Source organism: Lysinibacillus sp. DFXJR4, assembly GCF_057196045.1.
Genome location: NZ_JBXUNW010000001.1, coordinates 264196 through 277219, shown reverse-complemented (window position 1 = coordinate 277219; position 13024 = coordinate 264196). Strand labels below are relative to the sequence as shown.

Annotated in this window: 14 protein-coding genes; 3 read left to right on the top strand and 11 right to left on the bottom strand. The window is 37.6% G+C overall.

Annotated features, from left to right (window positions below; genetic code table 11):
* Positions 1-142: 142 nt before the first annotated feature.
* The 11 genes from AC2CGN_RS01315 to AC2CGN_RS01265 form a co-directional block, all read right to left on the bottom strand.
* Entirely contained in the window at positions 143-283 is a 141-nt protein-coding gene (locus AC2CGN_RS01315) for a hypothetical protein (protein ID WP_286925877.1), read from the bottom strand.
* Between the two features lie 295 nt (positions 284-578).
* Entirely contained in the window at positions 579-1664 is a 1086-nt protein-coding gene (locus AC2CGN_RS01310; protein ID WP_484511656.1) for a BMP family lipoprotein, read from the bottom strand.
* A gap of 55 nt (positions 1665-1719) precedes the next feature.
* On the bottom strand, positions 1720-2448 hold the full coding sequence (locus tag AC2CGN_RS01305; protein ID WP_286925875.1) for a GntR family transcriptional regulator: 729 nt from the start codon (positions 2446-2448) through the stop codon (positions 1720-1722).
* A 189-nt stretch (positions 2449-2637) separates the two neighbouring features.
* A complete protein-coding gene (locus tag AC2CGN_RS01300; protein ID WP_484511653.1) occupies positions 2638-4923 on the bottom strand; it encodes an FtsK/SpoIIIE family DNA translocase in 2286 nt (761 codons plus the stop codon).
* Positions 4924-5078: 155 nt separating this feature from the next.
* On the bottom strand, positions 5079-6746 hold the full coding sequence (locus AC2CGN_RS01295; RefSeq protein ID WP_286925873.1) for a ribonuclease J: 1668 nt from the start codon (positions 6744-6746) through the stop codon (positions 5079-5081).
* Between the two features lie 213 nt (positions 6747-6959).
* Positions 6960-7211, bottom strand: coding sequence for a hypothetical protein (locus AC2CGN_RS01290; RefSeq protein WP_484511651.1), 252 nt, complete (start codon positions 7209-7211; stop codon positions 6960-6962).
* A 119-nt stretch (positions 7212-7330) separates the two neighbouring features.
* The gene (dapA, locus tag AC2CGN_RS01285; protein WP_054770648.1) at positions 7331-8248 is read right to left on the bottom strand and encodes a 4-hydroxy-tetrahydrodipicolinate synthase; all 918 of its coding nucleotides are present in this window, start codon (positions 8246-8248) and stop codon (positions 7331-7333) included.
* Between the two features lie 13 nt (positions 8249-8261).
* A complete protein-coding gene (locus tag AC2CGN_RS01280) occupies positions 8262-9299 on the bottom strand; it encodes an aspartate-semialdehyde dehydrogenase (protein WP_054770647.1) in 1038 nt (345 codons plus the stop codon).
* Between the two features lie 82 nt (positions 9300-9381).
* Complete coding sequence (locus AC2CGN_RS01275) at positions 9382-9972, bottom strand: dipicolinate synthase subunit B (RefSeq protein ID WP_286925870.1); 591 nt, start codon at positions 9970-9972, stop codon at positions 9382-9384.
* Complete coding sequence (locus AC2CGN_RS01270; RefSeq protein WP_429980630.1) at positions 9966-10745, bottom strand: NAD(P)-dependent oxidoreductase; 780 nt, start codon at positions 10743-10745, stop codon at positions 9966-9968. Before AC2CGN_RS01270 ends, AC2CGN_RS01275 begins: the two co-directional genes overlap by 7 nt.
* 9 nt (positions 10746-10754) lie before the next feature.
* Positions 10755-11018: a YlmC/YmxH family sporulation protein gene (locus AC2CGN_RS01265; RefSeq protein WP_053594254.1), complete on the bottom strand. Its 264-nt coding sequence runs from the start codon at positions 11016-11018 to the stop codon at positions 10755-10757.
* Between the two features lie 143 nt (positions 11019-11161).
* On the opposite strand from AC2CGN_RS01265, the gene AC2CGN_RS01260 reads away from it, so the two are divergent.
* Genes AC2CGN_RS01260 through AC2CGN_RS01250 form a run of 3 tightly spaced genes read left to right on the top strand, consistent with a single transcriptional unit; the run spans position 11162 to position 13014 of the window.
* Positions 11162-11539 (top strand): GntR family transcriptional regulator, encoded by a 378-nt coding sequence (locus tag AC2CGN_RS01260; protein WP_054770644.1) that lies wholly within the window; start codon positions 11162-11164, stop codon positions 11537-11539.
* A complete protein-coding gene (locus tag AC2CGN_RS01255; RefSeq protein WP_429980629.1) occupies positions 11540-12382 on the top strand; it encodes an ABC transporter ATP-binding protein in 843 nt (280 codons plus the stop codon).
* 2 nt (positions 12383-12384) lie between these two features.
* A complete protein-coding gene (locus AC2CGN_RS01250) occupies positions 12385-13014 on the top strand; it encodes an ABC-2 transporter permease (RefSeq protein ID WP_429988852.1) in 630 nt (209 codons plus the stop codon).
* Positions 13015-13024: the final 10 nt, after the last annotated feature.

Genomic DNA, 13024 nt, shown 5'->3' with positions numbered 1-13024 from the left:
AATACTAGCTATATATTACTGTCATTGTAATGTTAACCAATATTTCTATCTTCGCTCAGTGGGCAATAGGTTTGACAAATTAACAAAAAATTCGCTCATATTTTGTCCTGTCAATAGAGGTCAGTATTTTTCTGAATGAAGATCAAATTCGCCTTGGCGTAATTGTAGCTGCCGCTGCCGCTTTGCTTTCGTTACAGATAAACAATGCGTCCAGATTTTGAATTGTGCCAGCACAATTCATTCCTTGAAAATCCGTGACATCCGCTGAAGGCTTTATCTTCATTCAGTAGGTTGTTTGGACATCCATTGAAAAGGGACCAAAACCGCATTCATCTCACCACCTGAAGAGGTAGGAGTTTTCTGCTGAATGAAGATAAATTAATACAGGAAAGGTCATCGTTAGAAACCTTTCTTCTATTAATTTGTTCCATCAATTCTCATAAACTCGCGATAATATTATTGAAATACTAGCTCTATCTTAAAATAATCAAATAGTATAAATAGTCGAAATATAACGATAGATTGAAAAATCATCATAAGGGTCTGCTAAAAGTCCCTTATGATGATCAAGAGATGAATTATTTTTCCACTTTTTCTGGAACGACGATTTCACCGCTAGCAATTTTTTCTTTATATTCGTCAATTACTGCTTGTACATCCTCTGGAATTGCGCCACGAGAATCCGCAAGTTTTACACCATCTTCAGCTAAACCGTAAGTAAGTGTTTGACCACCTGGGAATTTACCGTTTTTCGCTTTATTAGAAATATCTACTACTGCTGTATTAACACCTTTTAACATAGAAGTTAACGTTACATTTGTTTTATCGTCTACTTTACCTTCGTCGTATTGGTCAGCATCTACACCGATTACCCATACATTTGCATTAGGATCTTTCGCTTTACGCTCTTTTGCTTCAGAGAAAACACCGTTACCAGTTGCGCCTGCAGCATGGAAAATAATATCTACACCTGAAGAGTACATGCTGTTCGCTGTAATTTTACCAAGATCCGCTTTATCAAATGCACCAGTATATTTATCTTGGATTTCAATATCAGGATTTACAGCCTTTGCACCTGCTATGAATCCAGCTTCGAAACGGTTAATAACTGGGATGTCAACGCCGCCTACAAAGCCAATTTTACCTGTTTTAGTCATTTTCGCAGCAGCAACACCTGCTAGGAAAGCACCTTCCTGCTCTTTAAACAGAACATTTACTACATTGTCCGCTTCTACCTCAGCATCAATTAATGCGAAGTGATTATCTGGGTTATCTGCCGCAACCGCTTCCACAGCATCTGCCATCATAAAGCCAATACCGAAAACTAAGTCAAAATTACGGCGAATTAAGTTGTTTAAGTTTGTTTCATAGTCAGCATCTGTTTTTGATTGTAGGTATTCAAAACCACCTTCACCTCTAGAAAGGCCATGTTCTTTACCGTAGGCTTTAACACCTTCCCATGCAGATTGGTTGAATGATTTATCATCCACGCCACCTACGTCCGTAACCATTGCTACTGAGAATGCTTCTTCGTTGTTATTTTCGCCTGATGATGCATTTTCATTTTCTTTTGCTGGTTTTTCTTCCTTCGCGCCACATGCACCAAGAATAGCACTCGCCGCTAAAACTGAAGATAATACTAAGCCAAATTTACGTTTTTTCATTGTGTTAACCCCCCAAAGGTAATGTAATTAGCAGGAAAAAATATTTAGAAATGTTCTACACCCGTTTACGAACTACATGGAAGCTGAATTTATCAGCTCGGAAATAATTTTTTGAATAGAGCACTACTTGATCATGATCATCGTAATGCAATTGCTTTAATACTAAAAGAGCTGTTTCACGGCCACAATTTAAAATCGGTGACGCTTGCTCATGATACCCTACTGGATCTATATATGTTACAGCATAGGCCACATGAATTTTCCCAGATTGTTCAAGTGCAGAGAAGAGTGAAACCTCTTTTTTTTCTACAAAATCAGTTGGCAGAAAGCTAGCCGGTAATCTGTCTATACAATAAACTACAGGCTCCCCATCTGCTGTTCTGACACGTTCAATCGTGAGTATTTTATCTTCGTCATCGCATTGGAAGCGTTTTAAATCTTCCTCAGAAGGTATGTTTTCGGCCGCCTTTAAAAAGCGGGAACCGGGCTCCATACCAGCTGTCTCAATCATGGAAGAAATGCTCGATAAATGCTCGATGCCTGATGTAAACAACGGCTTAGGGTTGACAAACGTACCTACCCCATGTCGACGCACAATTACATTTTCCTCTTCCAACAGTCGAAGCGCCTCACGAAGTGTTGCTCGACTGACTCCTAGTGATTTAGATAATTCAAATTCTGAAGGCAATTTTTCATTTTCCTTGAAAACGCCTGTTTCAATGTCAGACTTTAAACGATCAATTACTTGAAGATAGAGATGACGATGATCTGCTTTAATAGTCACATATATCACCACCAATATCAGAGATCAGACATCTGATGTACAACATTCCTACTAATCGTTCATAAATATAACATTTTTGCAGACTGAAATCAATTACACCTTAGCGTAATTACTACCCCAATTTTGAATTGTATTTGTACATTCTAAACAACTTGCTAAATATACAACAATATTCGCAATATATGTTGATTAATCGTATTGATGAACAAGTACTTGTCGGGGTTTACTTCCCTCCGAAGGGCCGACGATTCCTCGTTGTTCCATCTGATCGACAATGCGAGCTGCTCTCGAATAGCCAATTCGGAAGCGGCGTTGTAGCATGGAAACAGAAGCCGTCTGCATACTTACAACCAATTGCACAGCCTCATCAAATAATTCATCTGTTTCCTCAAGAACCGTGTCCTCTTCTGTAGGAATCATTTCTTCCTGATACTGCGCTTTTTGCTGTTCTATAACAAAGTTTACAACTGACTCTACTTCCTGATCTGATAAAAAGGCACCTTGAACACGTTTTGGCTTTGAGGCACCAGCAGGTAAAAATAGCATATCCCCTCGACCTAATAATCGCTCAGCGCCACCCATATCTAATATCGTTCTGGAATCAATTGCGGAAGATACTGCAAAGGCAATACGGGAAGGAATATTTGCTTTTATGACACCTGTCAGTACATCTACACTTGGACGTTGAGTAGCAATAATTAAATGGATTCCAGCAGCACGTGCCATTTGCGCTAGACGAGTAATCGAATCCTCGACATCACTTGAGGCAACCATCATTAAATCCGCTAACTCATCCACAATCACAACAATATAAGGTAATTTTGGGTGTTTTTCATCAGTTTGTTCATTAACCTTTTGGACATGATTATTATAGCCTTCGATATTACGTGTACCCGTATGTGAAAACAAATCATAGCGACGTTCCATTTCTGCAACGACTTTTTTTAATGCTTGAGATGCTTTTCGTGCATCCGTAACAACCGGTGCTAAAAGGTGAGGAATCCCATTATAAACATTCAATTCCACCATCTTTGGATCAATCATCATCAATTTGACCTCATGTGGTTTTGTACGCATTAGTATGGATACAACAATGCCATTTATACACACACTCTTACCACTACCAGTTGAGCCGGCAACAAGTAAATGTGGCATTTTATTAAGCTCGGCAAGTACAGCTTGTCCTGTAATGTCACGACCAAATGCAACTTGCAATAAAGCTTCTGGCTTCGCTCCATCCTTTGACTCTAATACTTCTCGTAATGTGACAATGGCTACCTCACTGTTCGGTACTTCAATACCAATTGCGGATTTTCCAGGAATAGGTGCTTCCATCCGTATATCCTTTGCAGCAAGCGCTAATGCAAGATCATCTTGAAGGTTTACAATTTTACTTACTTTTACGCCAATGTCTGGCAATATCTCGTATTTAGTTACTGCTGGTCCTAAATGAACTTGGGTAACTTTTGCCTTTACACCAAAGCTTTGCAGCGTTTGTTCTAGTTTTTTTGCATTCGCCTGGATTACTGAATATTCACCACTTTGGTCATGTTGCGGTGGCAATTGTAATAAATTATAAGAGGGAAGTTGATAATCTGCATTTTCCACTGCATCAGCACCTTGTATATGGACATCATCTACGATCTCTCCATGTTCAATACCCTCAATGTCATTACTCTCAAACACTTCTCGTTCCTGAGAAACATTTTGAGTAAAGGCTGAGATAATAGGTTCATGGGTAATTTCCTCTTCTTCTTGTATTTCACTAGTATGATCAACAGCAGCGATTTCTTCCATTGTGTCTCTTGTTGATCGGCGATTTTTAGGTTTCTTTGGTTCATTCTTTTTCTTCTCTTTTTGTTTTTTTTGCCATTTACCAAAAAGAGCAGGCGTTTTTTCAGCTAAATACGGCACAAGTGCTTTTCCCGTAACTAAAATTAACCCTATAAAGAAAATCACCCATGCAACAACCTTAGCCCCTGAAGCCTCAAACAAAACATGTAGCATACTAAATAGAAGGGCACCAATCATTCCTCCGCCAAGTGCATTACTTCGCTGAACAACACCCTCTGTATTAATTAAAATACGCCAGGATTCTCGCAATACAGATTCTGATAATAAACCACCTGATTTTGATAATTGTTCAAAAAGTATTCCATGACTAAAAATTGTTAAACTCATAACAATTAGGAACATTCCTAAAATTAGACGGTCCTTCAAACTTACTTTTTTCCGACCAATCATTAGCAATAATGCAACAAATATAAGCATAAATGGCACAGCAAAATACAAATTTCCTAAAAGAAACATTGCTATCGTTGTTAGAAAACGTCCAATCATGCCATATTCAAAAATGATAATAACGGCAATTGCAATTAAGATGAGCCCTAAAATTTCAAACATCAGTGGATGCATCTCTTTTTTTTCGGTTGTTCCTTTTCCTTTAGTGACTTTTCTTCTTTTACTAGTCGCCATCTATTTCACCCTCTTTTACAATCCATTCTATATATGAAATGAATCCTAGCATGTAGAACTTAATTATTTCAAAAAAAAGGATTTTCCACCGTGTACACTCGGCTAGAAAATCCTTTTTCATTCATTTCTCACTCAAAGCTTGAACGATGAGTTTTTTAATATTCCATAATGATTGGGATAATCATTGGGCGGCGCTTTGTTTTCTGGAATAAATATGTGTTCAGTGTATCTCGAATTTCTTGTTTAATGTTTGTCCATTCAAATGTATCTTTACCAACATATTTTTCTATAACATTCTTCGCAATATCAGAAGCCTCCACCATTAGCTCCTCTGATTCCCGAACATAAACGAAACCGCGTGATAAAATTTCTGGTCCAGATGCAATTTTCTTTTGAGCACGGTTTAATGTGACAACTACAATGAAAATACCATCTTGTGATAATAATTTACGATCACGCAGAACAATGTTACCTACGTCGCCAACACCAATACCATCGATTAAAACATTACCAGCTTGTACACGACCGCTCATACGCATTTTACCGTTCTTGTACTCAACGATATCCCCTTTATCAGCGATAAAAATTTGGGATTTTTGCATACCCAGCTGTTGAGCAAGTTTAGAATGCGCAATCAGCATACGGTACTCCCCTTGTACAGGAATAAAGTATTTCGGTTGCATCAAGTTAAGCATTAGCTTTAAATCTTCTTGGCTTCCGTGACCTGATACATGAACATTTTTACTAGATGTCAAAATTTCAGCACCTGCTTTTGAAATAGAGTTCATGGTATTAGCCATCTGTACTTCCATGCCAGGTGAAGGTGTAAAAGTAATTAAGACTGTATCATCCTGCTTAATTTTAATGTCTCGATGATGCTTACGTACAATTTTTTCAAGTGCATCGAGCGGCTCTCCTCGATTACCAGTGGCAATTATAATAATCTCATCATCTTGATATTTATGCATTTCTGAAATAGGAATAATTGTTTCTTCTTCAACTGTTAAATAACCTAGCTGTACACCTAAATCCACTGCCTTTTCTAATGGTTTTCCAACGATGACAACTTTACGGAATGATTTTTGAGCTTGCGTGAACACTTGCTGAATGCGAATAAAATTCGATGCATACACAGCCACTAAAATACGACCTGGTGCTGAGTGGAATGTTTTTGATAATTGTTCCTCAATTACAATCTCAGATGTCGTATAACCTGGTCGCTCCGCTTCACATGACTCAGATAGCAAAATAAAAACGCCTTCTTCTCCTAAGTGTGCCATCTTAGCTAAATCAGGCTTAAATTTACCTGTTGCGGATTGATCGAATTTAAACTCACCTGTATGAACAATCGCTCCTTCAGATGTATGGAACACTACCCCTAACGAATCGGGAATACTATGTGTTGTATGGAAGAATGTTACATACGTTGAGTTAAAATTCATGCGACTGCGATTGGTAACCTCAAAGAATTTCACCTGATGTGGTGCAGGTAATTCCTTTAAATGTTCCTTGGCAAGTGCAATTGTTAGCTTCGATCCATACACAGGTGCTTTTACTTTTTGTAATACATAGGCAATCGAGCCAATCGCATCTTCATGGCCATGCGTTAAGAAAATGCCTTTCACACGTTCTTTATTTTCTTCTAAATACGTAATATCTGGAATTACAATATCAATGCCCAGCATTTCGTCTTCCGGGAACATTAAGCCGCTATCTACTACAAATAGCTCCTCATCAATTTCTACTACGTACATTGCTTTACCAATTTCGCCCACACCACCCAGTGGAATGATACGAATTAATTCATTTTTCTTTTTTGTCAATTTATTTCCTCCTAAAAGATATCCCGAACAGCAACCACTTAATTTTTATTATACGGTTTGCAAAGCTTTTGCACAAATTAAAAATACATGTTTCATGATGGAAACAAAAAATTTATTATAAATCCCTGTTGCTATTTGATGGAAGGAAAGGTAAAAGTCTAACATAGGTGAAGGTGTGAAATTTTGACTACAAGATGTAAAAACTATTTGATTTTAAAGTTGTCTGGGACTATCTTCTAAAGCGGTTTTCTTTTCTACTTGCGGGATTTCTCCTACCTGAGCGGAATTGGATGCTACCTGAGCAGTTAGTGCTGTTGACTGAGCGACTTTCTCCCTCACCTGAGCGAATAGTGCTGTTGACTGAGCAGTTTTCTCCCTCACCTGAGCGGATAGTGCCTTTGACCGAGCGACTTTCTCCCTCACCTGAGCGGTTAATGCTGTTGACTGAGCGACTTTCTCTCTCACCTGAGCGGTTAATGCCTTTACCTGAGCACTTTCAACTATGATGACAATTAAGAGGAGTAACACCTTTAAAAAGTAAAAAGACTTTAGACAAATTTAAATTTGTCTAAAGTCTTTGATGCTTAAGTAAAGCTATTTAATTCTCTAAAGCCTCTCGCTTTTTCTTGATACGTATCCCAAATTCGATCAAAATTAGCTTTTTCCTCATCTGTCATCTCCATCATTGGTAAACGAACATTAAGTGTATCAAAGCCTAATTTTGTCATTGCATATTTAACTGGTGAAGGATTTGGTTGAGCAAATAGTGCACGTACTAGTGGCAGTAATGCTCGATGAATTTTGGCTGCTAGCTTGTGATTTCCTTCTTCAAACGCCTTAATCATTAATTGCATATCATTACCAACAACATGAGCAGCAACTGAAATAATACCTGCGCCGCCGATTGCTAGTAGTGGCAGTGTTAAACCATCATCACCACTATATACTAAGAAATTGTCATCTGCGTCGACATTCTCAATAATATCGCCCATTTGATCTAAATTGCCGCTCGCCTCTTTTATCCAAGCGATATTTGGAATTTTACTTAATGCAACAGATGTTTCGTAAGCAACATTGACTCCAGTACGTCCAGGTACATTATAAAGCATAACAGGCAGACTTGTTTCTTTTGCAATGGTTTCAAAGTGTGCGAAAATACCTCGTTGGTTTGGCTTATTATAGTATGGTGCTACAAGCATAATACCGTCTGCACCATTTTCTTCAGCCTTATGTGTCATTGCAATGGAATAAGCTGTTTCGTTATCTCCTGTCCCTGCAATAACAGGTACACGCCCTGCCACTTTTTCAACGGTAAAACGGACAACTTCGATTTTTTCTTCTGTGGACATCGTTGGATTTTCAGAGGTTGTGCCACATGCAACAATACAATCTGTACCGTTGTTTATTAAGTGATTAATAATTCGTTCTAATTCTGGGTAATTTATCGTGCCATCCTCTTTGAACGGAGTAATCATAGCCGTTCCAATTCGACCTAAATTCATCCTTACACCCCTCTTATAGTAAGTTATCCTCAAGCATTGCTTCTGCAATTTGGATAGAGTTTAATGCAGCGCCTTTTAATAAATTATCGGAAACAATCCATAGGTGGAATCCTTTATTATTATCTAAATCTTGACGGATACGTCCTACAAAAGTAGCGTCTTCTCCTTCTGCATAAATTGGCATTGGGTAAGTTTGTGTTGTAATATCATCTTGTAAAACAATGCCAGGTGCATTGCGTAATACGTCAAAGATTTCTTGTACTGTTGTTTCTTTTTCTACTTCAATATAAACAGATTCAGAGTGTCCTGAAACGACTGGCACACGAACGCAAGTTGCAGCTACTTTTAGCTCTGGTGCATGCATAATCTTTTTCGTTTCATTAATCATTTTCATTTCTTCGTATGTAAATCCATTATCTGTGAATTTATCGATTTGTGGAATAACATTACGTGCAATTGGATAATGACGTTTATCACTACCAGAAGGTAAAATATTTGCTTCTACATTCTTACCTGCTTCCCAATTTGCGCTCTGTGTCTTTAATTCTTGAATAGCCGTAATACCTGCCCCTGAAACAGCTTGATACGTTGAAACAATCACTTTTGTTAGACCAAATGCATTGCGAATTGGCTCAAGTGCAGCAACCATTTGAATTGTAGAGCAGTTTGGATTAGCAATAATTCCTTTGTGCTTCGCTAAATCTTCTCTGTTTACTTCAGGTACAACTAATGGTACCTCTGGATCCATGCGGAAATGGCTCGTATTATCAATAACAACAGCACCACGTTTTGCAGCTTCCGGTGCTAATACAGCTGATACTGATCCACCAGCGGAGAATAAAGCGACATTGACGCCTTCAAAAGCTTCAGGTGTCGCTTCTTCTATTGTATATGTCTTCCCATTAAATTCGATTGGTTTTCCTGCTGAACGTGCAGAAGCTAAGAACTTTATAGCGCCAATCGGAAAATTTCGTTTAATTAGTTGCTCCATCATTTTTGTTCCTACTGCCCCTGTTGCCCCAACAACTGCAACTGTTAACTGCTTTGTCATCTATCATCTCTCCTTGAATACAAGTTCCATAATGTGTGCTATTGTATCACAAAAATACTGAAAATTGTGTGTAATTCCTGATTTATTTGAAATATTGTATCAACAGTGGTTGTAATTGCTTTTTTTGCGTAATTGCTTCATGGACAGTCGCAACCATTTGATCGAAATCAGCAATGAGTGAATTAGGTTTTGAATGTGGAGAATCCTGACCAAATGGAATAAAATAAATATTTTTAGCATTTAGCAGCTTCATAATATTGATACCATTTAAACCAAGTGCATCATTTGTTGAAATGCCTAAAATCACAGGTGAGCCGTTACGCAATGTTGCCTTCGCAGCCATTAGTACTGGACTATCTGTTGCAGCATTAGCAAATTTACTAATACTATTGCCAGTCATTGGTGCAATGACCATGGCATCTAAAGGATTAGATGGTCCAAAAGGTTCTGCCTCTTTAATAGAAGAAATAACTTTTTCGCCTGTCAATGCCTCAATTTTTGCAATCCATTCCTCACCAGTACCAAAACGTGTAGCTGCATGTAATACAGAATGAGTAATAATAGGGATAACAGTTGCTCCTACATCGATGAAATTCTGAATTTTAGGTATCACATCCTCATACGTACAGTGTGAGGCTGTAATACCTAAACCAATTCGTTTCCCCGTTAGCAATTTTCTTCCTCCTCTATTGCCTTGCACAATATTTCGGCAGCATCATGTGCAAAGTATTTCCCAGGTAATGATGGCAATAGTACATATGTTTGTAGTTGATCAGCATCTATATCTAAACAGCCTGGCTCCGAGGCTAAATCATATAAAACTGCTGGGACATGCTCTATAAATGACTCTGTAATCCACTTAGCTGGAATCGTATTGATAAAAATACTATCGTTAATGGACCATTTGCGATCATCTAAATTGGTTGCTTTGTAACCATATGCTTTTGCTTCACTCACTTGTACAACTGAACGCGCTACAATATGGACATTAGCACCCATCTTGACAAGTAAAGAAGCGAGCATTTTGGCGATGCGTCCAAATCCAGCGATTGTAAAGTTTTGTCCGTAAATACATTTCTGCTCGAGTCCATAAAACGTGGCAATAAATCCCTCTGCTGTCAATCTTGCGTTTTGCCAAATAAAAGACTCTTGCTGTAAATAGCAATTTGTTTCATTTCTCTCTAGCAATTGCTTCCAATGCATAGTTAAACGCCCTGTATAAAACTTCACCTGAGAAATTCCATATAATTGTTCCACTTCAATCTTTAATGGAAGTATAGGAAGAATAATTTTATTTGGCTGGAATTCTAAAACTAGTTTATTTAATTCTTCATTCCATACAGATGTTCTTTTATAAAATACCGTTCTCGATGGGCTTCTTAACATTGTCGCTAATTCCTTTAATCGTGAGTCTTCACCGATAACAAGCCACTTTTCGTTTTCCAAAAGCTCACCTCACTGTAAAAATTCTGACTGTACCGTCGTTGTTTTGTTAAATAAAATTCGATCTTCTCCAATTAATATAATTTCATGCCAAGGTATCATTTCACTAACTTTTACTTTCTTTTTTTGGAATGGTAATTTATCTTTGACAATCTCAAAACCATGTATCTTTCCTGTTTGCACATCTAATAGACATTCCGTATGTGCTAATATGCCAAAGTGTACGCCACCCTCAACTTGAATTAACTCCTTATCCACCATCTCCGATAGTAGCATCCCTCATCTCCCTCCTTGAACCGTTACCCCAATATATGCCGAGTTTTTGCAAATCGTGCCCCTACCTTAAGTAGGAATATGTTGCATTTCACCAAGATGCTGTATATACTGTATATATACAGTTTGAGTGAGGTGAGAAATTTGTGCATATTCATTTAAGCAATGCCAGTGATAAACCCATCTATGAGCAAATTACCATACAGCTAAAGGAAGCAATTTTAGCAAATAAATTACAGGCTGGTGATGCACTCCCCTCTATCCGTGCACTTGCAAAGGATTTAAAGATAAGTGTGATGACAACCAAACGTGCTTATGCTGATTTAGAGCGAGATGGCTTTATCGAAACCGTCGCTGGAAAAGGTAGCTTTGTCACAGAACGAAATCAAGATTTTCTACGCGAAGAATTATTGCGTCAGGTTGAGGAGCATATGCAAAAAGCGGTCAAAACTGCTAAAACGGCTGGACTAACTAATGAGGAGCTACAGGAATTATTAACAATGATTTTAGAGGAGGGCAACTAAATGAATGCAATTGAAATTCATGATTTACATAAAAGCTTTGAAGGGTTTTCCCTTAAAGATGTAAGCTTTTCTGTACCCCAAGGCACAGTGATGGGATTTGTCGGAGAAAACGGTGCCGGAAAATCAACAACGATAAAATGCATGCTCAATTTATTAAAAAAGGAATATGGCGAAATTTTACTTTTTGGCAAAGATATTGTCGAACATGAATTATCGATAAAAAACGACATCGGTGTAGTTTTTGACGATTTACACATACCTGAAACGCTTAATGCGACGCAGCTCGACAAATTTATGAAAAAAGTATTTAAAACGTGGGATTCAAGCTATTATTTTGAGCGATTGAGACAATTTAAAGTTCCTGAGAAGAAGAGGATAAAAGAATTATCGCGAGGTATGAGGATGAAGCTGTCTATTGCATTGGCACTGGCACATCATCCAAAGCTGCTAATTTTAGATGAACCAACAAGTGGGCTAGATCCGATTATTCGTGATGAAATTCTCGATTTATTTTTAGCATTTATGCAGGATGAAACACACAGCATTTTATTTTCTTCCCATATAACAAGTGATTTAGAAAAGATTGCAGACTATATTACTTTTATCCATAATGGTGAGGTTTTATTTAGTGAGGGCAAGGATGTATTACTCTATGAGTATGGAATATTTAAAGGTAGTGAAGAGGAGATAAGTGCCATACCCGAGCATGCCATTTTAAGAAAACGGAATGGAGCTTTTGGTGTAGAAGCATTAGTACAAAAAAGTGAAATAAACGAAGTGTTTTCTCTTGAAAAGCCTTCTATTGAAGACATTATGCTATTTTATGTGAAAGGTAGTGTATGAGCATGGTAGGTCTTATATTAAAAGATTTAATGACGATTCAGCGTCAAATAAAAACACAAGCCTTTTTGTTGATTTTCTTCATATTTATGTCATTCATTGTACAACAAGGTTCAATGCTCTTTTCACTTGTTATAATTTTGGTGACTTTTCAGGCGATAACTGCTATTACCTATGATGAACAAAGTGGCTGGGATAAATATGCTAATACTTTACCTATTTCAAAAGGGGACATCGTACTTAGTAAATATATACTTAGTATCCTTCTTATGATTATGGGGCTTATTTTTGCACTACCGATTGTATGGATTATTCTTCGTTTTACGCCGAATAACTTGGCACCAGAAGAATTTTTTCTAACATTTAATCTAATAGTGACATTAGCAATTTGTATACTAGCGATATTGTTACCCATCTACATTAAATTTGGTTCCATTAAAGGAAAAATGGTTCTTATTGCGATCTGCTTCTTCCCAGGTTTTTTATTTGGCCTCATTAACAAGCAATCATCCGATATGTTTTTTGTTTTAACAAACATTAAACAATTTATGTTTTTGGCACCTATTGCTGGACTTCTAATCCTATGGCTATCCTCTTTAATCTCAACAGCCATTTATAAACAAAAAGAATTTTAAAGGAGGGAGT

Excerpts from the sequence above, each read along its gene's own strand:
- AC2CGN_RS01300 (WP_484511653.1), bottom strand. The coding sequence starts at position 4,923 with ATGGCGACTAGTAAAAGAAGAAAAGTCACTAAAGGAAAAGGAACAACC.
- dapA (WP_054770648.1), bottom strand. The coding sequence starts at position 8,248 with ATGAATTTAGGTCGAATTGGAACGGCTATGATTACTCCGTTCAAAGAG.
- AC2CGN_RS01280 (WP_054770647.1), bottom strand. The coding sequence starts at position 9,299 with ATGACAAAGCAGTTAACAGTTGCAGTTGTTGGGGCAACAGGGGCAGTA.
- AC2CGN_RS01310 (WP_484511656.1), bottom strand. The coding sequence starts at position 1,664 with ATGAAAAAACGTAAATTTGGCTTAGTATTATCTTCAGTTTTAGCGGCG.
- AC2CGN_RS01315 (WP_286925877.1), bottom strand. The coding sequence starts at position 283 with ATGAAGATAAAGCCTTCAGCGGATGTCACGGATTTTCAAGGAATGAAT.
- AC2CGN_RS01255 (WP_429980629.1), top strand. The coding sequence starts at position 11,540 with ATGAATGCAATTGAAATTCATGATTTACATAAAAGCTTTGAAGGGTTT.
- AC2CGN_RS01265 (WP_053594254.1), bottom strand. The coding sequence starts at position 11,018 with ATGCTACTATCGGAGATGGTGGATAAGGAGTTAATTCAAGTTGAGGGT.
- AC2CGN_RS01250 (WP_429988852.1), top strand. The coding sequence starts at position 12,385 with ATGGTAGGTCTTATATTAAAAGATTTAATGACGATTCAGCGTCAAATA.